This window comes from Enterococcus malodoratus ATCC 43197, from assembly GCF_000407185.1.
Taxonomy (GTDB): domain Bacteria; phylum Bacillota; class Bacilli; order Lactobacillales; family Enterococcaceae; genus Enterococcus_A; species Enterococcus_A malodoratus.
Genome location: NZ_KE136483.1, coordinates 546,584 through 570,726 on the forward strand (window position 1 = coordinate 546,584; position 24,143 = coordinate 570,726).

The window sequence follows — 24,143 nt, forward strand, 5'->3', positions numbered from 1 at the left end:
AGCGTGACATATGACAGTAACAGAAATTACTCAAATTGGAAAAAATGCGGTTAATGATGAAAACATTTTAGTCCTTTTTGGTCAAACTATTACACCAGATTTGTTGGATGTTTCGATCGTTCAAAAAACGATCAGCGATGAGCCAATTGCAATAGAAGAGGGCGGAGAACTGATTTTTGGCGACCAAACCTATCAAATAAACGGTGTAGGACCATTGGCTAATCAAAATTTAAATGAGATCGGACATGCGACCATTTTCTTTCAAGAAGAAGTTGGCGTAATTCCAAATGCGATCTATGTCACCCCAGAGGTACTTCCAGATTTGGAAGTCGGGATGAAAATTACATTTTAATAGGAGCGTGAGTGAGTGGATAAAAAGAAATTAACGCAAAAAACGTCTTGGTTTTGGAAATGGTTTTTAAACAGCCAAGTCGTCGTGGCACTGATCATTGTATTATTGCTGCTGTTGATCGCGTTGGTCTTCACAAAAGTATCCTACCTTTTTGAACCAGTCGGGCAATTTTTTGCGATCGTTGGACTGCCGATAGTGATTGCGGGAATCCTCTACTATTTGATGAACCCGGTAGTCAATTTCTTAGAGAAAAAAGGTCTAAATCGTACGTTAGCGATTATTTTGCTGTTTATTGTAGTGGTAGCATTGATCATTTGGGGAATCGTGGTAATTATTCCACAGATTCGCGAACAAATCGGTTCGATGATCAAAAGCTTGCCAGGCTATTTCGATACGATCAGTGATAAAGCGAGTGAAATCTTCAAAGATCCATCTTTCAAGCCGTTCCAGCAGCACATTGACAACAGCTTGCAGAAGATATTAGAGTCCTTGACAGAGACGGCGCAAAACATCTCTCGAGTGACCTTGCAAGGATTGGGCAGTGTCGTTTCGACATTAGCGACAGTAGTGATTGCTTTGATCACAGCACCAATCATTCTATTCTTCCTATTGAAAGACGGCGATCAATTGGCGCCTTATATTCTTAAATTTTTACCAACTAGAACGCGGAAACCTACGCTGCGGGTCATGACTGAAATGAACTCGCAACTGGCTTCATATATTCGCGGACAGTTGACGGTCGCTTTTGCGGTGGCGGTGATGTTCATTATCGGATTTTCACTGGTGGGCATGAATTATGCGATCACATTGGGGATTTTAGCGGGCTTCTTGAACTTGATTCCTTATCTAGGATCATTTTTAGCGATGGTACCGGTGGTTTTTATCGCCATTGTTACTGGTCCAATCATGCTGGTCAAAGTTATTATCGTCTTTGCGATTGAACAAACGATTGAAGGACGGATCGTTTCACCACTTGTTTTAGGAAACCAATTAGAAATTCACCCAGTAACGATTATGTTTGTCTTACTGACAGCCGGAAAGATTTTCGGTATCGCTGGCGTGATTTTGGGGATTCCGTTTTATGCGGTGGCGAAGGTTATCGCGATCCATGTATTTGAGTGGTATAAAAGAGTCTCAAGGTTTTATGAAGACGACGAAAAAAATCCTGTCGATGAATAATCGACAGGATTTTTTTCCGCAATCTGATTTTTCGTTTGAAAAATCAAGACTCCTAAAACTGTGCAGCCAATGATTTGGCTTTTTCTTTTGCCGCAGCCATAATCTCAGGTGCTCTAGCTGGATCATAATCCGCACCTTCGATATAAATGGAATCAAAATCAGAGATACCAATAAAATTCAAAATTCCTTTGACATATTGTGCTGAGAAATCTTGACCGTTATATGTACCGCCACTTGATTGTATGTGGAGAGCCTTTTTATCAGTAATCAAACCGGTAGGACCTTCTGCGGTATACTTGAAGGTTTTACCTGCAACGTTGATTGTATCGAACCAAGCTTTTAATTTCGTTGGAACATTCAGGTTCCATAAAGCATTGGCGATAACGATTTTTTCACTAGCTAAAAATTGATCGGTAAATTCATTGAAAACACGAACTTTTTCTTGTTGAACATTACTCAAATCAGTAAAATCAGCACCCTTTTGCAACGACTTCCAAGCTAATAGAAGATCGCCGTCGATCTCAGGGATATCTGTATAATACAAATCTAACATGGTGAAAACATCTTCCGGGTGACTTGCTTGATGTGCTTCAATAAAAGTATCCAAGATAGTTACAGTTTGTGAGTCTTCTGCGGCTAACGGGTGAGCATTCACTACTAGAACATTTGCCAAAACTAACACTCCTTAAATTTAGTTACAGACGAATCGTACACAATATAGTTAAAACAAACAATTTATCTGCTCAAAACAATCAATAAAAACAATTTTCATTAACTAGCAAGGTATTGCTTATACGCAGAAGTACCGCCAATGACATTGACCACTTGGAAGCCTTCGTTTCGTAAAAATTGCGCCATCGTTTTCGAACGACCACCGAATTGAGTAAATAGGTAATACGTTTTACCTCTGTCAAGTTGGCCTAAACGATTTGGCAATTGAGTTAGTGGGATATGGGTTACGTTCGATCCTTCTGATAAGTCAAAAGAATCAACAAATTCAGGGTCTCTCAAATCTAAAACATCCACGGGTTCTTTCGCAGCAAGCATCATAAATTCTTTCGTTGTAACTGAATAATTCATCTTTTTTCAACAGCCTTTTCTTTCTTAAGATTGATTCCAACTTTAATCTATTTATTGTCTGATTACAAGTGTTATCATAGATATTTTAAAGCATTTTGATGAAAAGTAAAGAAATCATTCAAAAAATTTTCAAATAAGGAAATTATTGATGATCTTTTTACTTGTAATGCGACGAAAATATCTATTTTTGTTAATTAAGTAATCATTGTTGAATGAGCTGGTTTCAAAGTTGTTCAATAATAAAAGGATATTGCTTGCGCGAATCAATAGGCATCGTTAAAATAGTAGTGACGGAGGGAAGAGAATAATGGGAAATTTTCATTTAGGGAAACTGAATTTAAAAACAATCGCTATTCGCGTTCGGGATCGTGATGGTATGATCCATTTCTACCGCGACATCATCGGACTGCATCTATTGCGTGAAGAAAATGAATTAGCGATTCTAGGATACAAAGATCCAGCAAGTGAATTGCTTTGGCTTGAAGAAAGTCCAAGAGCCGATGAACACAATGGGGAAATCAAGAAAATGCAACGAGTTTCACTGGTTGTCCCTAATATCGAAGAATTAGCGAACGTGTATTACCGTGCAGAAAAAGAAGACTATCCAGTTAAATCGGCGCTACAAGCTGACGATGAAAAGGGACTGCTTTTTGAAGACCCTGAAGGAAATGAGATTGAGATTTTCTTTGCTCCTAGTAAAGAGCGTTCAACGTCTGAACCAATCAATATTGATTTTGCGGAATTAGCGAAGAAAGCAACGAAACGTGAAAAAATTCATGACGCGTATTTTGACAAAATTCATTTAAATGTCAGCGACGTGAAAAAACAGCAAGCATTCCTCGCAGATATTCTAGGGTTGGAAGTGCATGATGAAAGTAAAGAGGAGCTATTGCTGAACCGCGGTGAATTTAACGTGGGATTGACGAATGCGACAGGTGGCACGATCGATCTGCCAACAGATAAAGTGCTGGGGCTGGATTTTCTGCAATTCATCGTTTCAAAAGCAAAACTGCAAGAATTGTGTAAGCATCTAAGTGAAGAACAGTTAGACTATTTCTGCGACAAAAAGGAATCGTTGATCACACTTTATGATGCTGCCGGGATCGAATGGTGGTTCGTATTAAAATAGTAATGGAGAAGGTCGCGAGAAATCGCGGCTTTTTTTTTCGATTAAAATGTGGAAGTGTCAGCTAGATATTGTAGTTGGCTGCTATTTTTCATCTATCAAGGTTACAAAAACAAAAAATAATTTTGTGAGCAGAAAAGGTAAATTCACATTGGAAAAGCGGCTGAAGGGAGAGAGCAGTTGGCTATAGTAAAGCGCCAGACAGATCAAGACATTACCAGCAAGACTTGCTACGAGGTTGTAGACTGGCACAGTAAAAATGCCGTCCTCGATAAAGTCGTCCGTGTAAAAATAGATGAACAGATTGTCACATACTAGCACTAGAAATAAACCTAGTGTTTGGAGCTGCCAGTCAGTTACGAATTGATGCAAAGAAAGAAGTGCTGACAAGGAAAGGGCGAGGAGCACTAGTCGTTGAGGCTGTGTGATTCGTTCTAAGAATTTTTTTCTTCTTCGTTTCATAGCGAAGAGCTCCCTTTGAGAGAATGAGCTTTCTTAATAGTTTACGCCAAATTTTTTTCTCATTCGATTCATATTTTTTAAATACTCAAAAAGTTTTCATTTTCTCTTTTATGCTATACTTTTTGAGGTACTATTTTTAAGGAGGATTGTCATGTATCCTGAAACACTTCGATTGATTGAAAAAAAAATGCAAGAGGGCGTTTTTCCTGGTGCCGTCCTTGGTTTTATTGAAGGGCAAGAGGATGGAATTCATGTTTTAGGAAATGCACAGGTCGAGCCGACAACAGAAGCGATGCGAGAAGAAGATCTTTTTGACGTCGCCTCATTAACGAAAGTTGTCTGTACAACGACGGTTATGCTGAAATTAGAGGAAGCAGACAAACTTGCTTGGGATCAGCCGCTTCATGAGCTGCTGCCGGAATTTCAAAATGAAATAATTACTTTACGGCATTTATTGACTCATACGTCCGATATCCAGACGTATATTCCTAACCGTGATCAGTTGAATGCGGAGGAATTGAGGGCGGCCTATTTGACTTTGCAGCCGGGCGCTGAACTTGGAACGGTTGTAAAATATACAGATGCAGGAACAATTTTATTGGGCTTTTTAATCGAGGAGCTTTATCAGAAAGACCTGATTGAAGTTTTCAAAGAAGAAGTTTTAGCACCTTTGGAGATGACTGACAGCGGCTTTTTACCTCAGCCGCCATATGATGGGATCGTGCCAACGCAAAAACAAGCAGATGGTACGGTTCTAAAGGGCATAACTCATGATCCGAAAGCGCGAGTCTTAGCAGAACATGCTGGCAATGCGGGTCTTTTTACCAATCTGAAAGATTTAAGTAAATTTGCAAAAATGTATTTGAATCTTGGGCGCGTAAGAGATATGATTTATTTGCATGACAAGACAGTTCAAGAGCTGCTGAAGGATCAAACACCGACTGGAAAAGGAAAACGTTCAATCGGCTGGGATTTAAAAGCAAGTCCCGTTGATCAATCGCCTTTGCTTTTTCATACGGGCTATACGGGCACCTTTCTTTTGTTGGATGTCGTAAAGAAATCCGCATTCATTTTTCTGTCAAATCGCGTTCACCCCGAAGACCATCGGGCTAGCTATGTGGCCCAGCGGGATGAGATTTTAAGCTGCTATTTAAATGAGCGGGCAAGACTTTATCGAATATAAAGGAACGTTTCTATAAAATAGTTGATCATTCTTTCGCCGGTTACTTAGCGCGAAGATAAAAATGTCTTCACAAATCAAGTCACAAAGACCTAATTGGATGATAGACGGCTTGAAAATAAAATACATTAAAACGAAAAAGGAGCAAGAAGCATGGAACCATTATTTTTAAAACCAGTTTTTCAAGAAAAAATTTGGGGCGGCAATCAACTGCACACTGTATTTGGTTTTGATATTCCCAACGATAAAATCGGAGAAGATTGGGCGATCAGCGGCCATCCTCATGGGGTCAGTATCGTAGAAAACGGTCCATACAAAGGCTGGAAAGTCAGTGATCTTTGGAATGAACACCGTGAATTATTCGACAACGCGGAAGGAGATGTGTTCCCATTGTTGACCAAGATTTTGGATGCGGAAGATGATTTGTCTGTTCAAGTTCATCCAGACGATAGCTATGGATTGAAACATGAAGGCGAATTAGGAAAAACGGAATGCTGGTACATCATCAATGCTAAGCCCGGTTCAGAAATCGTTTATGGACACAATGCTAAGAATCGTGATGAATTAGCGGAAATGATTAAAGATGAACGCTGGGATGATCTATTACGTCATGTTCCAGTTAAAAAAGGCGACTTTTTCTATGTACCAAGCGGTACGATTCATGCCATTGGTAAAGGAATCATGATTTTAGAAACGCAGCAAAGTTCGGATACGACATACCGTGTCTATGATTACGATCGTAAAGATGATCAAGGCAACACCCGTGAATTGCACATCCAACAATCAGTCGATGTGACTACCGTTCCGGCGATCAGTCCTGAGTTAGAAGTGTCTGAAAGTAAAAAAGGCGACTCCTCAGTGATCACTTACCTGAAGACAGACTTTTTCAATGTTTATGAATGGGATGTTGTTGGAGAACTTTCTCTTAAAAAAGCAGGGGACTATACTTTAGTAACGGTAGTTGAGGGCTATGGCAATCTGATCGTTGACGGTCAAAGCTACGAAATGAAACCAGGCACAAGCTGCATTTTGCCAGCACAAGTAACGGAATGGACCGTTGAAGGTGAAATGAAGATCATTGCTTCCACTCCAGGCACAAAATAAAGCAATAAAAAATGCCCATCAGCCAGCAGCTGATGGGCATTTTTGTTTTATGGTAATTGCGGCAATTCTACTGATTCACCGTATTTATTTTTTAAAGCAGTGTGGAGTAAACGCACTGCCAAAGATTTGTTGCGGGCCAGGATTGGTCCGTGGAAGTAAGAACCATAGACGTTTTTATAAATGACGCCTTCACCTTGGTCCTCACCGTTATTGCCGTTGCCTTTGACGATTGTACCCAGCGGACGTTCACCTTCACCTAAGAAGGTACGGCCATTATGATTTTCAAAACCATAGTAGGTTTCACCAAATTCTTCGTTGTGGATCTCGATGTCGCCGATAAAACGATGATTATCTTGGCTCAAGGTGTAGTGATCCAAAGCGCCGATACCATCGATTTTCTCGCCGTGAGCACCGATGTAATAGTGACCTAATAATTGATAGCCACCGCAGATCGACAACAGCACACCGTCGTTTTCGATGTATTTAGTCAATGCTTCTTTTTTATCTTGAATATCTTTTGAGACGATAACTTGTTCATAATCTTGTCCGCCGCCGATAAAAACAAAATCGAATTTATCAGGATCGAAGTCCTGATAGATACTAACGATCTCTGAATGGATCTCGATGCCCATTTGTTTGGCGTAATAATTCAAGGTCAAGAGATTGCCGTTGTCGCCGTAAGTGTTTAATAAGTTTCCGTATAAATGAGCTAAGTTCAATTCGTATTTAGCCACGATCCATACCCCCATCGATGTAGCCTTTTTGGGCCAATTCTTTCCGTAGTTGCAAGACGGCTGTGTAAGTCGCTAAGATATATACATGTTCCGTCGGCAATAGTTTGATCTTTTCAATCACGTCCGTCAAGCTTTCTGTCTCGGTCAATTTTTCGCCAGGAATGCCCGCAACACGTAACCGCAGCGCCATATCTTCATGACGATCGCCGCCTGCAATCACGGCTGGAATGTCCATGTCAGCGAAGGCTTCGTGATTACCGTCCCAGATCCAGCTGATGTCGATACCATCTGCGTAGTTCGCATTCAATAAGGAAACCAGTGAGAAAGGATAAGGAGCTAAACCAATCATATCGATGACTTGGTTCAGGCCGACCGGATTCTTAACTAAAACCAGCGTACATTTTTTGCCTTCGATCTCAAACTCTTCTTGGCGGCCAAAGACTTTCTCATCGTAACCTAAACCACGTTTGATTTTATCCTTTGAAACGCCGTAGTATTCGGCCACTGCTGTTGCAGCCAGTGCATTGTAAACATTGTACATGCCGCCGACTTCAATTTTATAATCTTGCCCATCAATGACAAATTCAGAAGATTTATTGTCCATGGCCTTCATTTCGGTTAATTTATAATCCAATTCAGGACGGTGGAAACCGCAGTTTGGACAGTAATATTTTCCAAGATTGGCATAAGTGATCATCTTGTATTTTAAAATGTGCTGACAGTTTGGACAAAGCAGACCGTCTGTATTGTAGTGCGCGTCTTGTTCTTTATCCGGTAAATGATCGAAGCCGTAATATTTTCGCGGATTGACCGTTTCTAAGGAATTAAAAATTGGTGAGTCGCCGTTGCACAGAATCGGTGCACTCGGTGATTTCGCTGCACCGTCAACGATCAATTTGTAAGTCGTATAGATTTCACCATAACGATCCATTTGATCGCGGAAAATATTGGTAAATAGGAAAAGCTCCGGCTTGATATACTCTGTTACTTTACTTAAGCTGGCTTCATCGATTTCTAAAACAGCGATCTTTTTGCCGCCCTTTTTTCCTTTAGCATTCAAGAAAGTCGACACGATCCCTTGGACCATATTGGCGCCCGTAGGATTCGTTAGGACGTAATCAAACTCCTGCTTCAAAATATTAACGGTCAAGGCAGTCGTCAATGTTTTCCCATTGGTTCCTGTCACTACGACCACTTTATAGTCTTTGACTAATGTGTCTAAAATTTTTGGATCCAGCTTCAAGGCCAGTTGACCGGGATAGCTTGATCCACCTTTAAAGAACGTTTTTAATACCCATTGGGCGGTCTTGCCGGCAGAGATTGCCAGTTGACTTCGTAACCCCATCATCCATCCTCCATGTCTGTAACAAATTTAATTTATCTTATCACACTTGAAAAAAAAGTTTAAACAGGTTTCCTTTTTCTTAAGATTTTTCGCAGCTGATGCCACTAAACCTGCTGAAAAATCTCACAAAAAAAGACTGGAGCAAAGTTTCGCTCCTAGCCAATAATAATCTTTTCTTCAGGAAATTCATAGCCTAAGTCTTGGGTTTCTTTCGGTACGAAGAGCATCAAGGTATACAGCATGCCGACACGACCGATGAACATCAAGATAGCGATCATGATTTTACCAGTACTAGAGAGGTCATCGGTGATACCCAAAGAAAGTCCGGTTGTTCCGAAGGCCGAGGTGACTTCGACGATGATCGAAATCAAGGAATGATCCTCTGTTGCGGTCAAAAAGAGAATACTAAACAGACACATTCCAGCGGAGAGCATAAAGACGACTACTGATTTTCGGACATCTTCTGGCGCGATTTTACGGCCAAAAATATTGATGTCATTCTCATTTTTCAAGAAAGAGTACAAGTACAAACCTATGATTGCGATAGTCGTGGTTCGAATCCCGCCGCCGACCGAACTAGGCGAACACCCAATGAACATCAACAAAGAGAAGATGATCAGGGTCGTATTTTGAAAGATATTCAAATCATGGATTTGCAGGCCGGCATTCCGTGTGGTCATGGAGTAAAAGGCGGAGTTGAACCACTGATCAAAGAGGTTCATATCGCCGAAACTATGATCTTTCTCTAATAACCAAATCGCTACTGCACCGCCGATAAAAAGCACGAAAAAGGCCAGTAACGCTATTTTAGAAAAGAGACTAAACCGAAAGGGCAGCCGTGCTTTCGCTTTTTTATGATAGATCCAACCGTGAAAGTCCATCAAGACTGGAAACCCGATTCCGCCGATAAAAATTAGCACCATGATCGTGGTGAGGAAAAAGATATCATGAGAAAACGGAATGATCGATTCTCCGGTGACATCAAAGCCGGAGTTGGTCACCGCCGAGATCGCTTGATAAAATCCAAAAAAGACGGCTTCAGAGATCTTGTGATAGTAGCCTGCCAGATAGAAATAAATTGAGAAAATCGTCCCAAAGAGGACTTCAATCGCCAGCAGCATCGTAAAGGTGATCCGAATCAAATTGACGATCCCGCTGAGCCGCGGCTGATTCATATCTGTCATGATTAGTTGTCGTTGCTTTAAGGTAATCCGTCGTTTGGAGACAATAAAAAAGAAGGTAGTGATCATCATGATCCCCAAACCGCCGATGTGGAATAGAACTTCCAGCATCAACACACCCGCATCATTGAAGACCGAGTTGATGTCAAAAGTAGTTAAACCAGTCACTGAAATTGTTGAAATAGCCATAAAGACCAGATCAAGAAAGGAAACATGCGAACCTGGTTCCCGAAAGATCGGCAAACTGAATAAAATCAATGAGAGAATCGTCATAGCTAAATAATAGAAGACGATGATCTGAATCGAAGAGAAGCGATTATTTAATTTGCGCCAATTTTTTCTAAAGAAACTTATTCGTCGATCAAAATTCATGGAAGACTCCTTCAAATGTCTGTACGAAAATTTTTAACAATAGAGATAGTATAGCATGCTTCCATAAAAAAAACTCCCACCGTTCTGGCAGGAGTTAACAGGCTGATTTTCGCTAATGATTAAGCATCTTGGGCAGTCGCGGCAATATCGATTTCACGAATATTTACTTCTTGAGGCATGTCGTAGATGAATTTGACACTTTCTGCAACATGAACAGGGTTCAGCGTGATGCCGCCCATGCTTTCCTTCCAAGCTTCATAGTCAGTCAACGCGCTTTGATCAGTAACGTGCGTTAATAATTCTGTTTCAGCAGCCCCTGGTGCAACTAATGAAACTCGGACGTTTGAACCAGAAACTTCTTCACGGATTGTTTCGCTCAAGCCATGTACACCAAATTTTGAAGCCACATAAGCTGCGTGGTTGGTGAAGGTTTTCTTACCTGCAAGTGAAGACATGTTGATGACAGTTCCATGATTACGTTCTTTCATGCCAGGCAGCACGATTTGCATACCATTCAATACACCCATCACGTTGGTATTCATCATAGTTTGCCATTCTGCTGGATCTTGAGTCAAAACATTTCCTAACAACATTACACCAGCATTGTTGACTAATAAATCGACCGGGCCATAAACGGCTTCGGCTTTTTTGATACTTGCCGCAAAGACTTTTTGATCTGTCACGTCGACTTTTTCGATCATGACATTGTCAAAGTTTAAAGGCAAGGCCTCGATTTTTTCCACACGCCGTCCTAACAAAAGTAATGGGAACCCTGCTTGATTAAAAAGTTTGGCGATCTCCGCACTAAAACCTGAACTTGCACCTGTAATTACGACTAAAGATTTTTCCATTTAAATTGCCTTCTTTCAAATTTATGATAAACTAACTGTACTACCTGGAGCTAACTCCAAGTCAAGAGAGAAGTTTGGAAAAGATGAAAAAATTTTTGATCGGTGATATTACAGAGATGTACGGTATCTCGCAGGATACCTTGAGGTACTATGATAAAGCGGGGTTGCTGCCGTTTGTTAAAAAAAATCAGGCAGGACGCAGAGTCTTCACGGAGGATGATCTGGGCTATATCGAAGTGATCGATTGTTTGAAACGCTCAGGGATTCCAGTCAAAGAAATCGCAAAATTCATGGATTGGTGTGTCGAGGGTGACAAATCATTGCCTCAGCGCTACGCCTTTATGGTGGAACAAGAAGCCGTTTTGGAGAGAAAAATTCATGATTTGCAAGCGCAGCTCGATTTTCTACGATGGAAAAAGTGGTATTATCAAACAGCCAATGAGGCGCAAACGGAAAAAATCTTCTTTAAAGAAGGTACCCGCCAAGTCGATGATAAGTGGCACCAAAAGTATTTAGAGGCAAAAGAACTTGAATCTTAAGCGGATTCAAGTTCTTTTATTTTCTAAAGGAGGGTCGATTTAATGGCATGTTATATTTGATCTTTTAATAAAAATGAAAAAAACAGAGTAAATTATTCGCTTATTTTTGGAGTATATTAAAGTATAGCCAAAAACAATAAACCAAAAGATGGGGCCCATTTTTTGAATAAAAGGAGAGTACACTTATGCCAAAAATTTTGACGCAAATCACACTTTTTACCATGGGAAAAACAAATCTTGAGAAACGTATTTTGAAAGCGCAAACAGAAACGCCCGATCCAGATATCATCGTTCAATACCTTGTGGCTGTGCTGATTCGCCAATGTTTATGCGTAAGCGACTTTGCGGGAATCTGCAGCGATTTAATCAGAGAAATCTTTCTATTTGCGGAGCCGACAGAGGTGATGCGCAAATTTTGCCCGCTGTTTCGCCATGCCTTTAAAAGCGGCAAAGAGTGGGACCAAGTTCTTAAACGTTTATATAAAAATACGAAACAATACCATCGCTACAACAATCGTTTAGGTGAAAGCAAGCGATATTTACGCGAAAAAACCACCCCAGTTGAAGAATTAGAAGGTCAGCAATATAAAATTGTCTCGACCTTTGAAGATGCGATTGGCAAAGTGCATACATGGAGTTTACGGGATGCCGACCCGAAATCCTCGGCAATAAAAATAGATTCTGTACTAGAGCTGATGTCCACTTTGACCATTTTTGAAAAGGATGATGTTCGACGGTTTGTCAAAGTAGTGAATTCTGAGATCGATAACTGTACTCGTGATATCAAAATCAGAAATGGAGAAATCGTGGAGAATACTGATCCAGTCGATGAAGGTCAACCTGGAACAGGAATGTCGCCAGAAGCTGATTTGGATGATCTAAGTGAGGAAGAAAAACTGGAATTAGTAAAATACCTTCTACCTGAAGGCATTGTTTTAACCGATACTCGCATGGAAGAATTAAAGGATGACGTTTCAGCTAAAAAGGTGAGTAGTAATAGTACGCCAGAACAGTCCATTACCGCTACAGCCCCAAAAGCTGAATCAACTAGCGGATCAACAGCCTCCGCTGTCAAAGAACCGCCAAAAACCGAAGCCAAGAAACCCGCTGTACAGAAACCGATGGCACTTTCCGCAGCAAAGAAAAGACCCTATGTAAATTATCAAAAGCCGAAAAGTAAGAAGCAAAAGGAGCGGGAATATGAGGAAAGCCTGCTGAAAAAAACCAAGAAGGGCAAAAGTGATTCGCGGAAAAGGAAGAAAAAATAAGTCTGAATTTACAATAATTTGAAACGTTTCTTTGGTGCGGCCAGCAATTGAAATGGCCTCAGCACGAAGGTTTATTTGTTCTGCACAAATTACGGGATTTCTTACGTGCAAAAAATTGGATTGATAGATGAAAGAAAGGCGTGTAAAGTTGTTTTTATAAAACACTTTTGGAGGGAATCACAGTGCTGGAAGAGGAGATTGTCCCGCCGCTCCAACCTGCTGATTTTATTGACCCGGTCACTAGTACTCAACAGGCGGCTCAAAAGACTTCGATAGAGGATCAGCAGCGATAAAATATCGAAGTTAAAATGGGCAAGAACAAGTATGATCAAGAAGTCATGGTAGTCATTGCCGACCCTATACCTGTCGTGATTGATTTGGAAAAGGATTTAGTAACAAAGGAAAAAGGAAAGAAAATAAAGTAAGCGAGTAATTTTTCAGTGCATTACTATCGATAAAAAACAGGAGACACCTTCAAATTCTGAGGGTGTCTCCTGTTTTTTGTTAAGAAATCAATACGCCTACCGCTAAGAAGGCGAGGATCAAGATGATAATGGTAACCAGTAATTTGGTAACGAACTTGATCCATTTATCAAAGCCAACGTTTACTACTGACAGCGAAACGAGGATCAAACCTGTTGGGGCGACTAATCCAATCAAGCCTTGGCCCCAGTTATAAGCATCAACAATCAGTGCACGGTCGATGCCCACAACGTCAGCTAGTGGTGCCATGATAGGCATGGACAGCACAGCCAAACCAGAGGAGGATTGAATAAAGAATCCTAAAATGACATAAACCAGGAACATGAACCAAATGAAGATGACATTGTTCATCCCGCTGATGGCATTACTAAAGAAATTCATGATGGTATCGCTGATAAAACTATTCTCCATAACGATCCCAACAGAACGGGCCAATCCGACGATTAAGGCGACACCTAAAAGATCGGCCGCTCCGGTAACGAAGCTGTCGATGAATTTCTTTTCACCTAAACCAGAGACAAAAGCCAGTACATAGGTTACAGCTAAGAATACAACGGCGATTTCGGTGAAGTACCAGCCGAGTTGTTGAACGCCATAAATCATTACCACAAAACCCAAAGCGAAGACGATCAACGAGAATTTTTGTCGTTTGCTGAAGTTCGCATTTTTCTCGCGATCGTGGCTGCCTAAGAAACGCTCGCGGTCACTTTCTGCTTGATCAGCAACGAGCGAAGCGGCTGGATTTAACCGAACCTTTTCCGCATAGCGAATCGTATAAAGAATGGAGATACCGACTGCGGTGATCCACATCAAGATGCGCAGCGGCATGCCGTCGGTAAAACTGATGCCCGCAGCATTGGAAGCAATGACTGTCGAGAACGGATTGATCGTGGAACTCATCGTTCCGATCGCGGTCCCGAGATAGATCGTGGCGACCGCCGTCAGCGTATCATACCCCGCTAGCAAGAAAATCGGAATCAAGATTGGATAGAAGGCAATGGTTTCTTCCGCCAAGCCAAAGGTCGTTCCGCCAATCGCGATTAACGTTGTCACGATGACGATCAGCCATTTTTGTTTGCCTTTCAATTTTTCTGAGAGACGCATCATACCAGCATCCATCGCGCCTGTAGCATTTACGATACCGATCACGCCCCCTAAGATCAAAATAAAGATCATGATATCGACACTCTCAGTAATCCCTTGAACCTGAGATCTCAAAAACTGAGTAATCGTACCTGTAATGCCGCGTTTCGGTTTTTTGATTGCTTCATACGAGTTCGGAATCGCGGCTGGGCGGTAAATCGTGCCATCGCGAAACTTGCCGACTTTGATATGAATGTCATATTTATCTAATGTTTTTTGCGTTGCCGGCTCCATGATTGTTTTGTCATGTGCATCAGTGATGGCGAATTGATCTTTTCCGCTGTCATACGATAACGTGCTGTACTTGCCTGAAGGGATGAAAAAGGTCAATGCTTGAACGAGAATCAGGACGATAATGATGACGGTGTACGCGGATGGAAAACTACGTCGTTTCTTTTTAACTGATTGTTCCATGAGAAAGCCCCCTATTAATAAAAATTTAAAATAATTACTGCTAAAGTTTAGCATCCGAGGCTTATATTCTTAAAAAATTAGCCTGTGACTTTGTTGAAAATAGTCATTGATTCTTCTAAGAAGGTGATTCTATGAAAATTATTACTGTAAATAATCTGGCTTTTCCGCTATAATACGATAGGAACAAAAGGGAAAGGTGACATGAAATGGCCCAGCTTTTTTTTAAATACGGTGCAATGAACAGCGGGAAGACGATCGAGATTTTGAAAGTCGCCCATAACTATGAGGAACAGAATAAACCGGTGGTCTTGATGACTAGCGGATTAGATACACGCGAAGGTGTGGGGACGATCTCCAGTCGGATCGGATTGAGCCGGCCTGCCGTGCCAATTTTTTCGGAAACGAATATTTTTGATTTTATTGAAGGTCTCGATTACAAACCTTATTGTATATTGATCGATGAATCGCAATTTTTATCAAAGGCTCATGTTGTGCAATTGGCGCAAGTCGTGGATGACTTAGATATTCCAGTGATGGCGTTTGGTTTGAAAAATGATTTTCGAAATGAAATGTTCGAAGGCTCAAAATATTTGCTGCTTTATGCGGACAAATTAGAAGAGTTAAAAACGATCTGCTGGTTTTGCCATAAAAAGGCTACGATGAACCTGCATTATATTAATGGCCGCCCTGTTTATGAAGGCGATCAAGTGCAAATCGGGGGCAATGAAGCTTATTATCCTGTTTGTCGCAAGCATTACTTACATCCAGAAATTGACCATTCCGCTAATTAACGCTTTAACGGAATGATAGGCGTAATGAAAATGACCCATTTTTCTATAGAAAGATGAGTACTTTAAATGTAGAAGGAATAACGAAATTAGGAGGAATTTAACCAATGTACGATCAACTGCAAGCTATCGAAGATCGTTATGAGGAGCTTGGCGAATTATTGAGTGACCCGGAAGTCATCACTGATACGCAGCGCTTCATGCAGCTGTCAAAAGAAGAGGCTAGTACTCGTGATACAGTCGCAACGTATCGCCGCTATAAAAAAGTGGTGGAAGGTATCAGTGACGCGGAAGAATTATTAGGTGAAAACTTAGACGCGGAAATGGCGGAAATGGCCAAAGAGGAATTGTCAGATCTCAAAAAAGAAAAAGAAGCTTTAGAAGATGAAATCAAGATTCTGCTATTACCAAAAGACCCGAACGATGATAAAAACATCATCATGGAAATTCGCGGAGCCGCAGGTGGCGATGAAGCAGCGTTATTTGCTGGCGATCTTTTTACTATGTATCAGAAATATGCGGAAGCTCAAGGCTGGAAGACAGAAGTCATGGAAGCCAACGTAACAGGTATCGGCGGATACAAAGAAGTCATCATGATGATCACTGGTGATAACGTCTATTCAAAACTAAAATATGAAAGCGGCGCGCACCGCGTACAACGTGTGCCTTCAACGGAATCACAAGGCCGCATTCACACTTCAACAGCGACGGTCGTAGTCATGCCCGAAGCTGAAGAAGTTGAAATTGATTTAGCCGACAAAGACATTCGGACAGATATCTACCACGCATCAGGTGCTGGTGGACAGCACGTCAACAAGACAGCGTCTGCTGTCCGTTTGACGCATATTCCAACGGGTATTGCAGTAGCGATGCAGGATGAACGTTCGCAGATCAAGAACCGCGAAAAAGCGATGAAGATCTTGCGTGCTCGAGTGTATGATAAGATTCAACAAGAAGCCCAAAGCGAATACGATGCGAGTCGTAAATCGGCGGTGGGAACTGGGGATCGCTCTGAACGCATCCGGACATACAACTTCCCGCAAAATCGTGTGACCGATCACCGAATCGGCTTAACGATTCAAAAATTAGATCAGATCCTAGCAGGTAAGCTGGATGAGATTATCGATGCCTTGATTATGTATGATCAAACCAAGAAATTGGAAGATATGCAAAATGGCTAAAACTTATGTAGAAGTCCTGTCAGGGGCTTCTTCTTTTTTAGAAGCAGCTGGCAAAGAAGGTTATGCGATCGAATATCTTTTTCTCGCGCGCAAGCATTGGGATAAAACGCAATGGTTGTTGCACATGCGAGAAGAAATTTCGCCGGAAGACGAAACTGTGATCGAAAAGGATTTGGCGAGCTTAATGGAGAATATCCCGCCGCAATATTTATTAGGCTATGAATATTTCTTTGAGCACCGTTTTAAAGTAACGGAAGACACCTTGATTCCTCGTCCAGAAACGGAAGAGCTCGTCGCGCTGTGTTTGTCGCTGAATGATACTGAGCCTAAAAAGGTGGTCGATATTGGGACTGGCACAGGTGCTATCGCTATCAGTCTGAAGCTGAAACGTCCAAACTGGCAAGTGACCGCGGTCGATATATCGGCGGAAGCACTGAAAGTTGCCGAGAAAAATGCGGCCGACTTAAAGGCAGAGATTTGTTTTAAACAAAGCGATGTGCTGTCAGCAATCACCGAAAAACAGGATATCATTATCAGTAATCCGCCATACATCAGTCAAAGTGAATGGGACTTGATGGATGAGAGCGTACGAACCTATGAACCAAAGACAGCATTATTTGCTGATAACGACGGACTAGCTGTCTACCAAAAAATTGCGGCAGAAAGCCAAGCGCTTTTACAACCAAATGGCATGATTTTTTTAGAGATCGGATTTCAGCAGGGGCGTAAAGTACAAGAAATTTTCAGCACAGTCTTTCCAGAAAAAAAAGTGACTGTTCACCAGGACATGTCGGGAAATGATCGGATGGTCGTCATTAGTTGAAAATTATTTTTAGCTTTAAAAATAATAAAAGAACACTGATACAGCAATGTTTAAAACGTCAAAAAGTTATCAACATAGTTATACACACTTGACAACAGAGATATCAACAAGTTGAGGATAACTCGGAAACAAAAGTTTTTATATTAGGAAAAACGAAAAAAGGAGCTGTGGAGAAGCTGTGGAAACGAAAATTTTTCAATCGGATCAAATAAATCAGGCGGCGGCGTTATTACGTCAAGGAGAATTGGTGGCATTTCCTACGGAGACAGTCTACGGATTAGGCGCTAATGCGCTTTTGCCAGAGTCAGTGAAGCAAGTTTTTGCGGTCAAAGGACGTCCCAGCGATAATCCGCTGATCGTCCATGTCACGGACTTTTCGATGACTAAAGAGTATGTGGAAAGCTATCATCCGCTGACCGAAAAAATCGTGCAGCATTTCTGGCCGGGCCCACTAACATTGATCTTTTCAATCAAAACAGGAAGTTTGAGCCCAGTTGTGACGGGGGGCTTATCCACAGCGGCATTTCGAATGCCAGATAATAAAAAAACATTATCTTTAATTGAAGAAACCGGTGCGCCGTTGGTTGGTCCTAGTGCCAATACCTCAGGCAAACCAAGTCCGACGACCGCATTGCATGTTTATCATGATTTAAAAGGCAAAATCGCGGGGATTTTAGATGATGGCGCAACTCAAATCGGAGTGGAGTCAACGGTCTTGGATTTGAGCGGCGAGGTGCCAACGATTTTGCGTCCTGGAGCGGTCACTAAAGAGAAATTGGAAGAAGTTCTAGGTATCGAGGTTCCGCTGGACAAGCATTTAGTCACAGAGAGCGAGACACCGAAAGCTCCTGGCATGAAGTATAAACATTATTCACCGGATACACCGGTATTAATGATCAAACCGGCTGATTGGAAGCAAGCAATCGCTTGGGCCGAAATGAACAACAAGAAAGTCGGCTTGTTAACGACCCCGAAAATTGCGGATCAATATCGTTCAGCAGATCGTTTTGTTTTTGCGGACGATACGATTGAAGCTGCGACACGCGGTCTATTCAGCGGGTTACGTGCGCTGGATGAAGCCCAAAAGGCAGATATCATTTTTGCGGAGGTCTTTCCTGATGATCATTTAGGCTTGGCTTATATGAATCGTTTGAAGAAAGCGGCGGCACAAAACTATTTTGCAGAAAAGTAAACAAAAGATTCGATTATCTGCTGAATCTTTCGTATACTTAAAACAGAAAATTTGAAAGGTGGCGTTGGGATGGATTACAAAGCACTAGATCCCGAACTATGGGGAGCAATTGAAAATGAGGCGGAGCGGCAAGAGCAGAATATCGAGTTGATCGCCTCAGAAAACATCGTATCAGCAGCAGTACAGATGGCACAAGGGAGCGTCTTGACGAATAAATACGCGGAAGGCTATCCTGGGCGACGTTATTACGGCGGTTGTGAATTTGTCGATGTGGTAGAAAATTTGGCAATTGATCGCGCAAAAGAATTATTTGATGCAAAATTTGCAAATGTCCAAGCGCATTCGGGCTCACAGGCCAATCAAGCAGCTTACTTTTCATTAATCAATCCTGGCGATACCGTTTTAGGAATGGATCTATCAGCGGGTGGCCATTTAACTCATGGCTCACCAGTAAATGTCAGCGGCAAATTATACAACTTTGTCAGCTATGGCGTTGATCCTCATACAGAGACGATCGACTATGAAGTCGTTCGTATTTTGGCGAGGAAACATCAGCCTAAATTGATCGTGGCAGGCGCAAGTGCCTACAGTCGGACAATCGATTTTGCCCGTTTCCGTGAAATTGCGGATGAAGTTGACGCAAAATTAATGGTTGATATGGCTCATATCGCCGGACTTGTAGCCACGGGTTTACATCCTAACCCAGTACCTTATGCAGATGTCGTTACGTCAACGACACATAAAACGTTGCGCGGTCCTCGCGGCGGTCTGATTTTGACCAACGATGCGGACTTGGCGAAAAAAATTAATAGCGCAGTTTTCCCAGGCTTGCAAGGTGGACCATTGGAACACGTGATTGCGGGGAAAGCCGTAGCCTTCAAGGAAGCCTTGGCGCCAGAGTTTAAAGTTTACAGTGAACAAGTGCTGAAGAATGCTCAAGCAATGGTTAAAGCCTTCAACCAAGCGCCAGAAACGCGAGTAATCTCTGGTGCCAGCGACAATCATCTGCTTCTATTAGAAGTGACCGGCTTTGATGTGACTGGACGTGAAGCGGAAGAATTATTGGATACGGTGCATATTACGGTCAATAAAAATTCGATTCCTTTCGAGTCAAAGAGCTTCAAAGAAACCAGTGGGATTCGAATCGGAACGCCGGCCATCACCAGTCGCGGGTTCAAAGAAGAAGATGCTAAACGAGTAGCTGAATTGATCATCGAGACCTTACGTTCTAAAGGAGACGACGAGCGATTGGCGGAGATTCGCAAAGCTGTATTAGAATTAACAGAATCTCATCCAATTCAAGCAGAATTAGACTAGTTTTCTTTCTGCAGTTGTCTTATAATTAGGAGAAATGCAGAATAAAGACTGTCATATTCTAACTGCTTGTTTCGCAGGAAATCCAACGAAAAAGCAGTTTCCAGTATGGGATTTTGAGAAGTGGCAGACGGCATGCTGACCGAACGCATTTTTCGTTTAGAAAAATGAATACTTTAAAATGAATAAGGAGCAATTTATTATGGGCAAGTTTCAAGTAATTGATCATCCACTGATCCAACACAAATTAACGATTATTCGTGATAAAAATTGTGGAACAAAAGTTTTCCGTGAAGTCGTGAATGAAATCGCGATGTTGATGGCGTACGAAGTTTCTCGCGATATGCCATTAGAAGATATCGAGATCGAAACACCGATCACTTTATCAACGCAAAAAACGTTATCTGGGAAGAAAGTTGCGATCGTACCGATTCTACGCGCTGGTATCGGCATGGTAGATGGTATTTTAGAATTGATCCCGGCTGCAAAAGTCGGACATATCGGGATGTTCCGTGATGAAGAAACATTGGAACCACATGAATACTTCTTCAAAATGCCAGAAGATATCGACAGCCGTCAATTATTCATCGTTGACCCAATGTTAGCAACCGGCGGTTCAGCAATCATGGCGATTGATTCATTGAAAAAACGCGGCGCGTCAAACATGAAATTTGTTTGCTTAGTTGCGGCACCTGAAGGCGTGAAGGCTTTACAAGAAGCGCATCCAGATGTTGACATCTATACTGCTGCACTTGATGAACAATTGAATGAACTTGGTTACATCGTTCCTGGTCTAGGAGACGCAGGCGACCGTTTATTCGGAACAAAATAAAAAAAAGCGAGCCGCGTTGAGCGGTTCGCTTTTTATTTTGGAAACTAAATCTTTCGCATTTGTTTATAATTGATGACGACAACACCATTGGAATGATTGATCAAGTCTTCGTTGTCTTGCTTCTCATCAATTTCAATGACTGCTGCGTTCTTCAATTGTTTAGCGATGATCCCAGTTTGGGATTGACCGCGAATAGTGAACATGACGTGTGTCTTTACGGGGAAGTCTTTCCCAGCTTCGGAAGGATCAACGTGTGTCTCTATTTTGCCAAATGTAGCCATTTGTATCAAACGCCTCCTTTTATCACTGTCTCTATTTTAGCATATTTTCAAGTTTTTTTCATGTAATCGCTTTTTAAGAGGAATCTTACTTTACTTTTTCGCAGAAGTTTTCTATAATTTCATTTGTACGATTCGCCAGCTTAGCTCAGTTGGTAGAGCAACGCACTCGTAACGCGTAGGTCACAGGTTCAAATCCTGCAGCTGGCATCATTTATGAAAACACCATCGTTTCAAAGCCTAGGCTAAGAATGCGGTGGTGTTTTCTTTAGTTATAATTAGTACGTAATAAAGTTAATCATAGGAGAAATATGAAAAAAATCTATGTGTTCCATTTTAGTGTTTTGATTTATATTTTATTCATGCATTTTACCCAAACGACGTTTTCCTTTATGGGGCTGAATGTCTTTTTGGCATGGCTGCCGATTCTTTTTGCGCAGCTTTTTCTGAAATTGAGAAGTAAATGGCAATGGCTTTTTGCACCGCTGTGGCTGCTGTTTTTTCCCAATGTTCCTTATTTGATGACCGATTTGTTTCATTTCGCAAGCTTGGATATCTATCGCAGGGGCGGACATTTCTTAAACAATTCCAGCGGCTGGTGGTCGTATCTTTTATTGTTACTGCCGGCATTGTTGATGGTATTTATCGGGATGGCCCAAGTATTCAAGTTATTTTCCGCAGTCAAATGGAAATGGCGGTTGCCGCAAAAGATTGGCGGCTTGGCTATTTTAGCGATTCTTTCTAGTATTGCCGTCTACATTGGCCGTTTTGATCGTGTTCATTCGATTGAATTATTGGTCCATCCGTGGCGTGTGTTAGAATTATTGGTAGGAAACTGGAGTGCAGGGAAAGTTCAATTTGTTCTGATGTTCAGTATTTTACAGCTGGGGATTTGGGGCTTGATTTATTTTTTGCAGCAGGATGCCGGAGAAGAATAAAGTTTTTGCAAAGTCAGCGATGCCTGCTTTTCATTAAGCAAAGAAGCGTCTATAATAAAGCGAGTATACTGGTGGAAAAGAGATGAACAATGGATAGATTAAAAAATAATAATGATGACAGCCGGATTGATTACGGCGTTATTTTACCTGTTTTTATATTATGTTTGATAGGGCTGTTGTCCCTGTATGTCGCATTGACTCAAGATCCAAGGAATCCGAATGTTTTTCGCGGTCTTGCGATGCAATCGGTGTGGTATGTGGTGGGCGCATTAGCTGTTGTGATCATCATTCATTTTGATGCGAAGCTCTTATGGCGCTTGACGCCGTTTTTATATGTGATCGGTTTGGCGGTTATGCTGGCCTTACTCAAATTCTATGATCCAACGCTCGCGGCCTCAACGGGTTCGAAAAACTGGTTCAAATTTGGTACCTTGACCTTTCAGCCTTCTGAGCTCATGAAGATCGCCTATATTTTGATGATGGCGCTGATTATTACCAAACATAATGTAGCCAATAAGGTTCATACGTTAAAGACGGATGCCTTTATGATCGGCAAGATGTTGTTAGTTACGATTCCAGTAATTGGTTTAGTTTTAGCGCAAAAGGATTTTGGGACGATGCTAGTCTTCTTAGCCATTTTTGCGGGAATGTTTTTGATGTCGGGAATCTCATGGTTGATTTTGATTCCGGCACTGATAGTGGCAGCCGTTCTAGGCGGTACGTTGATTTTCTTAGTCACGACAGATACAGGACGAGAACTGCTTACCCATATCGGCTTTAAGAATTATCAATTTGCTCGGATTGACTCTTGGCTGGAACCGTTCCATGATCCTCAAGGAAAAAGCTTCCAGTTGGCTCACGCCTTAATGGCAATCGGCTCTGGCGGCATGCTGGGAACGGGCTACAATGTCAGCAATGTCTATGTGCCAGTACGTGAATCGGATATGATCTTTACGGTTATCGGTGAGAACTTTGGTTTTGTCGGCGGCGCATTTGTGGTTTTGCTCTATTTTATTTTGATTTATCGAATGATTCGGTTATGCTTTGACATGAATAATGAATTTTATGCCTATATCGCATCGGGAATCGTCATGATGATGCTGTTCCATGTTTTCGAAAACATTGGTGCGAACATTGGACTGTTGCCATTGACCGGGATTCCGCTGCCGTTTATCAGTCAAGGGGGTTCATCGATCTTAGGAAATATGATCGGAATCGGCTTGATCCTATCTATGCGTTATCAAAGTGCGAATAAGAAACCTATTAGGAGGACCCGTAGTGCTTAAATTTTATTGGTACCCAAAATGTTCGACTTGTCGGAAAGCCAAAGCTTGGTTAGATCAAGCGGGGGTGGACTATGAAACAATTGATTTGATTCAAGAGACACCTTCAGCAGCCACTTTTGAAAAGTGGCTGACAGCTAGTGAACAGCCTGTACGCAAATTTTTCAACACGAGCGGTATGAAGTATCGTGATCTGGGATTGAAGGACAAAATGGCGGATCTATCAGTGAAGGAAGCCAGCGAATTATTAGCAAGTGACGGGATGCTGGTGAAGCGCCCATTACTGATCAAAAATGATCAATTTTTAATGAATGGTTTTAAAGAGACAACTTACGAAGGAGCGTTTTAAATAAATGAGTTACTTGAAAAAAAATGACGGCCTATGGATTTTACACAACGATAAAGATTATTGCATGGGTCTGACAGCAGAGATGGCGGAAACATTAGGAGAAGTGACCTTTATCTCATTACCGAAAATCGGCCAAGTCGTCAAAGCAGGCGAACCCTTGGTGGAGATCGAAGCAGAAAAGGCAGTCCAAGAATTCAAAAGTCCATTGAGCGGTGTTGTTTCTTCAGTCAGCGAAAAAGTTGCAGCTGATCCTGCGGCATTGAACGTGAAGGAAGAATTAGATGCATGGATCTTATCATTACGCGAGGTCGATGTAGACGAGTTTGAAAAGTTATAAAGAAATTTTCACTTG

At 41.7% G+C, this 24,143-nt stretch carries 26 protein-coding genes and 1 tRNA gene; 18 read left to right on the forward strand and 9 right to left on the reverse strand.

The window, feature by feature from the left end:
- The first annotated feature begins 10 nt into the window (after window positions 1-10).
- Window positions 11-352 carry a PTS glucitol/sorbitol transporter subunit IIA gene (locus I585_RS18010; RefSeq protein WP_010740601.1) on the forward strand — a complete coding sequence of 114 codons (342 nt, stop codon included), beginning with the start codon at window positions 11-13 and terminating at the stop codon, window positions 350-352.
- Between the two features lie 15 nt (window positions 353-367).
- A complete protein-coding gene (locus tag I585_RS18015) occupies window positions 368-1,531 on the forward strand; it encodes an AI-2E family transporter (RefSeq protein ID WP_010740600.1) in 1,164 nt (387 codons plus the stop codon).
- Window positions 1,532-1,583: 52 nt separating this feature from the next.
- Here the strand turns inward: I585_RS18015 and I585_RS18020 are convergent, their stop codons facing one another.
- Window positions 1,584-2,204 (reverse strand): FMN-dependent NADH-azoreductase, encoded by a 621-nt coding sequence (locus tag I585_RS18020; RefSeq protein WP_010740599.1) that lies wholly within the window; start codon window positions 2,202-2,204, stop codon window positions 1,584-1,586.
- 98 nt (window positions 2,205-2,302) lie between these two features.
- A complete protein-coding gene (locus I585_RS18025; protein ID WP_010740598.1) occupies window positions 2,303-2,611 on the reverse strand; it encodes a rhodanese-like domain-containing protein in 309 nt (102 codons plus the stop codon).
- Window positions 2,612-2,918: 307 nt separating this feature from the next.
- On the opposite strand from I585_RS18025, the gene I585_RS18030 reads away from it, so the two are divergent.
- The gene (locus I585_RS18030; protein ID WP_010740597.1) at window positions 2,919-3,740 is read left to right on the forward strand and encodes a VOC family protein; all 822 of its coding nucleotides are present in this window, start codon (window positions 2,919-2,921) and stop codon (window positions 3,738-3,740) included.
- 81 nt (window positions 3,741-3,821) lie between these two features.
- Here the strand turns inward: I585_RS18030 and I585_RS18035 are convergent, their stop codons facing one another.
- Window positions 3,822-4,199 carry a hypothetical protein gene (locus I585_RS18035; protein WP_010740596.1) on the reverse strand — a complete coding sequence of 126 codons (378 nt, stop codon included), beginning with the start codon at window positions 4,197-4,199 and terminating at the stop codon, window positions 3,822-3,824.
- Window positions 4,200-4,350: 151 nt separating this feature from the next.
- On the opposite strand from I585_RS18035, the gene I585_RS18040 reads away from it, so the two are divergent.
- Both I585_RS18040 and manA read left to right on the forward strand, forming a co-directional pair.
- A complete protein-coding gene (locus I585_RS18040) occupies window positions 4,351-5,382 on the forward strand; it encodes a serine hydrolase domain-containing protein (protein ID WP_010740595.1) in 1,032 nt (343 codons plus the stop codon).
- A gap of 150 nt (window positions 5,383-5,532) precedes the next feature.
- The gene (manA, locus tag I585_RS18045; RefSeq protein ID WP_010740594.1) at window positions 5,533-6,483 is read left to right on the forward strand and encodes a mannose-6-phosphate isomerase, class I; all 951 of its coding nucleotides are present in this window, start codon (window positions 5,533-5,535) and stop codon (window positions 6,481-6,483) included.
- 47 nt (window positions 6,484-6,530) lie between these two features.
- On the opposite strand, the gene I585_RS18050 is transcribed toward manA, so the two are convergent.
- From I585_RS18050 to I585_RS18065, 4 genes are all read right to left on the reverse strand, one after another.
- Complete coding sequence (locus tag I585_RS18050) at window positions 6,531-7,232, reverse strand: type 1 glutamine amidotransferase (protein ID WP_010740593.1); 702 nt, start codon at window positions 7,230-7,232, stop codon at window positions 6,531-6,533.
- On the reverse strand, window positions 7,210-8,562 hold the full coding sequence (locus tag I585_RS18055; protein ID WP_010740592.1) for a Mur ligase family protein: 1,353 nt from the start codon (window positions 8,560-8,562) through the stop codon (window positions 7,210-7,212). The genes I585_RS18050 and I585_RS18055 overlap by 23 nt, the downstream gene beginning before the upstream one ends.
- A 155-nt stretch (window positions 8,563-8,717) precedes the next feature.
- On the reverse strand, window positions 8,718-10,115 hold the full coding sequence (locus I585_RS18060; RefSeq protein ID WP_010740591.1) for a TrkH family potassium uptake protein: 1,398 nt from the start codon (window positions 10,113-10,115) through the stop codon (window positions 8,718-8,720).
- Window positions 10,116-10,234: 119 nt separating this feature from the next.
- Window positions 10,235-10,966 (reverse strand): SDR family oxidoreductase, encoded by a 732-nt coding sequence (locus I585_RS18065; protein WP_010740590.1) that lies wholly within the window; start codon window positions 10,964-10,966, stop codon window positions 10,235-10,237.
- Between the two features lie 83 nt (window positions 10,967-11,049).
- Between I585_RS18065 and I585_RS18070 the strand changes: the two genes are divergently transcribed.
- Together I585_RS18070 and I585_RS18075 are read left to right on the forward strand one after the other, a co-directional pair.
- Complete coding sequence (locus tag I585_RS18070; RefSeq protein ID WP_010740589.1) at window positions 11,050-11,505, forward strand: MerR family transcriptional regulator; 456 nt, start codon at window positions 11,050-11,052, stop codon at window positions 11,503-11,505.
- Window positions 11,506-11,690: 185 nt separating this feature from the next.
- Window positions 11,691-12,773 (forward strand): hypothetical protein, encoded by a 1,083-nt coding sequence (locus I585_RS18075; protein ID WP_010740588.1) that lies wholly within the window; start codon window positions 11,691-11,693, stop codon window positions 12,771-12,773.
- Between the two features lie 504 nt (window positions 12,774-13,277).
- Here the strand turns inward: I585_RS18075 and I585_RS18080 are convergent.
- Window positions 13,278-14,813, reverse strand: a complete 1,536-nt coding sequence (locus I585_RS18080) for a YfcC family protein (RefSeq protein ID WP_010740587.1) — start codon at window positions 14,811-14,813, stop codon at window positions 13,278-13,280.
- 206 nt (window positions 14,814-15,019) lie between these two features.
- Here I585_RS18080 and I585_RS18085 point away from each other — a divergent pair, with 206 nt between their 5' ends.
- From I585_RS18085 to upp, 6 genes are all read left to right on the forward strand, one after another.
- Entirely contained in the window at window positions 15,020-15,604 is a 585-nt protein-coding gene (locus tag I585_RS18085) for a thymidine kinase (RefSeq protein WP_010740586.1), read from the forward strand.
- Window positions 15,605-15,708: 104 nt separating this feature from the next.
- Entirely contained in the window at window positions 15,709-16,782 is a 1,074-nt protein-coding gene (gene prfA, locus I585_RS18090; RefSeq protein WP_010740585.1) for a peptide chain release factor 1, read from the forward strand.
- Window positions 16,775-17,605: a peptide chain release factor N(5)-glutamine methyltransferase gene (prmC, locus tag I585_RS18095; RefSeq protein WP_010740584.1), complete on the forward strand. Its 831-nt coding sequence runs from the start codon at window positions 16,775-16,777 to the stop codon at window positions 17,603-17,605. Before prfA ends, prmC begins: the two co-directional genes overlap by 8 nt.
- 178 nt (window positions 17,606-17,783) lie before the next feature.
- Window positions 17,784-18,797, forward strand: coding sequence for an L-threonylcarbamoyladenylate synthase (locus I585_RS18100; protein ID WP_010740583.1), 1,014 nt, complete (start codon window positions 17,784-17,786; stop codon window positions 18,795-18,797).
- A gap of 69 nt (window positions 18,798-18,866) precedes the next feature.
- Window positions 18,867-20,114: a serine hydroxymethyltransferase gene (gene glyA, locus I585_RS18105; RefSeq protein ID WP_010740582.1), complete on the forward strand. Its 1,248-nt coding sequence runs from the start codon at window positions 18,867-18,869 to the stop codon at window positions 20,112-20,114.
- Window positions 20,115-20,313: 199 nt separating this feature from the next.
- Entirely contained in the window at window positions 20,314-20,943 is a 630-nt protein-coding gene (gene upp / locus I585_RS18110; RefSeq protein ID WP_010740581.1) for a uracil phosphoribosyltransferase, read from the forward strand.
- 44 nt (window positions 20,944-20,987) lie between these two features.
- Here upp and I585_RS18115 read toward each other — a convergent pair whose 3' ends face one another.
- Window positions 20,988-21,224, reverse strand: a complete 237-nt coding sequence (locus tag I585_RS18115; RefSeq protein ID WP_010740580.1) for a hypothetical protein — start codon at window positions 21,222-21,224, stop codon at window positions 20,988-20,990.
- Window positions 21,225-21,358: 134 nt separating this feature from the next.
- Here I585_RS18115 and I585_RS18120 point away from each other — a divergent pair.
- The 5 genes from I585_RS18120 (at window position 21,359) to I585_RS18140 (ending at window position 24,128) form a co-directional block, all read left to right on the forward strand.
- A tRNA-Thr gene (locus I585_RS18120) sits at window positions 21,359-21,431 on the forward strand.
- Between the two features lie 101 nt (window positions 21,432-21,532).
- The gene (locus I585_RS18125; protein ID WP_010740579.1) at window positions 21,533-22,159 is read left to right on the forward strand and encodes a DUF1361 domain-containing protein; all 627 of its coding nucleotides are present in this window, start codon (window positions 21,533-21,535) and stop codon (window positions 22,157-22,159) included.
- 89 nt (window positions 22,160-22,248) lie between these two features.
- Window positions 22,249-23,445: an FtsW/RodA/SpoVE family cell cycle protein gene (locus tag I585_RS18130; protein WP_010740578.1), complete on the forward strand. Its 1,197-nt coding sequence runs from the start codon at window positions 22,249-22,251 to the stop codon at window positions 23,443-23,445.
- The gene (locus I585_RS18135; protein ID WP_010740577.1) at window positions 23,438-23,791 is read left to right on the forward strand and encodes an arsenate reductase family protein; all 354 of its coding nucleotides are present in this window, start codon (window positions 23,438-23,440) and stop codon (window positions 23,789-23,791) included. The genes I585_RS18130 and I585_RS18135 overlap by 8 nt, the downstream gene beginning before the upstream one ends.
- A 4-nt stretch (window positions 23,792-23,795) precedes the next feature.
- Window positions 23,796-24,128, forward strand: a complete 333-nt coding sequence (locus I585_RS18140) for a glycine cleavage system H family protein (RefSeq protein WP_010740576.1) — start codon at window positions 23,796-23,798, stop codon at window positions 24,126-24,128.
- Window positions 24,129-24,143 lie beyond the last annotated feature (15 nt).

What these genes read in the sequence shown, in the direction of transcription:
- I585_RS18010 (WP_010740601.1), top strand. Translation starts at nt 11, where the DNA reads ATGACAGTAACAGAAATTACTCAAATTGGAAAAAATGCGGTTAATGAT.
- I585_RS18025 (WP_010740598.1), bottom strand. Translation starts at nt 2,611, where the DNA reads ATGAATTATTCAGTTACAACGAAAGAATTTATGATGCTTGCTGCGAAA.
- I585_RS18030 (WP_010740597.1), top strand. Translation starts at nt 2,919, where the DNA reads ATGGGAAATTTTCATTTAGGGAAACTGAATTTAAAAACAATCGCTATT.
- I585_RS18035 (WP_010740596.1), bottom strand. Translation starts at nt 4,199, where the DNA reads ATGAAACGAAGAAGAAAAAAATTCTTAGAACGAATCACACAGCCTCAA.
- I585_RS18040 (WP_010740595.1), top strand. Translation starts at nt 4,351, where the DNA reads ATGTATCCTGAAACACTTCGATTGATTGAAAAAAAAATGCAAGAGGGC.
- manA (WP_010740594.1), top strand. Translation starts at nt 5,533, where the DNA reads ATGGAACCATTATTTTTAAAACCAGTTTTTCAAGAAAAAATTTGGGGC.
- I585_RS18050 (WP_010740593.1), bottom strand. Translation starts at nt 7,232, where the DNA reads ATGGGGGTATGGATCGTGGCTAAATACGAATTGAACTTAGCTCATTTA.
- I585_RS18055 (WP_010740592.1), bottom strand. Translation starts at nt 8,562, where the DNA reads ATGGGGTTACGAAGTCAACTGGCAATCTCTGCCGGCAAGACCGCCCAA.
- I585_RS18060 (WP_010740591.1), bottom strand. Translation starts at nt 10,115, where the DNA reads ATGAATTTTGATCGACGAATAAGTTTCTTTAGAAAAAATTGGCGCAAA.
- I585_RS18065 (WP_010740590.1), bottom strand. Translation starts at nt 10,966, where the DNA reads ATGGAAAAATCTTTAGTCGTAATTACAGGTGCAAGTTCAGGTTTTAGT.
- I585_RS18070 (WP_010740589.1), top strand. Translation starts at nt 11,050, where the DNA reads ATGAAAAAATTTTTGATCGGTGATATTACAGAGATGTACGGTATCTCG.
- I585_RS18075 (WP_010740588.1), top strand. Translation starts at nt 11,691, where the DNA reads ATGCCAAAAATTTTGACGCAAATCACACTTTTTACCATGGGAAAAACA.
- I585_RS18080 (WP_010740587.1), bottom strand. Translation starts at nt 14,813, where the DNA reads ATGGAACAATCAGTTAAAAAGAAACGACGTAGTTTTCCATCCGCGTAC.
- I585_RS18085 (WP_010740586.1), top strand. Translation starts at nt 15,020, where the DNA reads ATGGCCCAGCTTTTTTTTAAATACGGTGCAATGAACAGCGGGAAGACG.
- prfA (WP_010740585.1), top strand. Translation starts at nt 15,709, where the DNA reads ATGTACGATCAACTGCAAGCTATCGAAGATCGTTATGAGGAGCTTGGC.
- prmC (WP_010740584.1), top strand. Translation starts at nt 16,775, where the DNA reads ATGGCTAAAACTTATGTAGAAGTCCTGTCAGGGGCTTCTTCTTTTTTA.
- glyA (WP_010740582.1), top strand. Translation starts at nt 18,867, where the DNA reads ATGGATTACAAAGCACTAGATCCCGAACTATGGGGAGCAATTGAAAAT.
- upp (WP_010740581.1), top strand. Translation starts at nt 20,314, where the DNA reads ATGGGCAAGTTTCAAGTAATTGATCATCCACTGATCCAACACAAATTA.
- I585_RS18115 (WP_010740580.1), bottom strand. Translation starts at nt 21,224, where the DNA reads ATGGCTACATTTGGCAAAATAGAGACACACGTTGATCCTTCCGAAGCT.
- I585_RS18125 (WP_010740579.1), top strand. Translation starts at nt 21,533, where the DNA reads ATGAAAAAAATCTATGTGTTCCATTTTAGTGTTTTGATTTATATTTTA.
- I585_RS18130 (WP_010740578.1), top strand. Translation starts at nt 22,249, where the DNA reads ATGGATAGATTAAAAAATAATAATGATGACAGCCGGATTGATTACGGC.
- I585_RS18140 (WP_010740576.1), top strand. Translation starts at nt 23,796, where the DNA reads ATGAGTTACTTGAAAAAAAATGACGGCCTATGGATTTTACACAACGAT.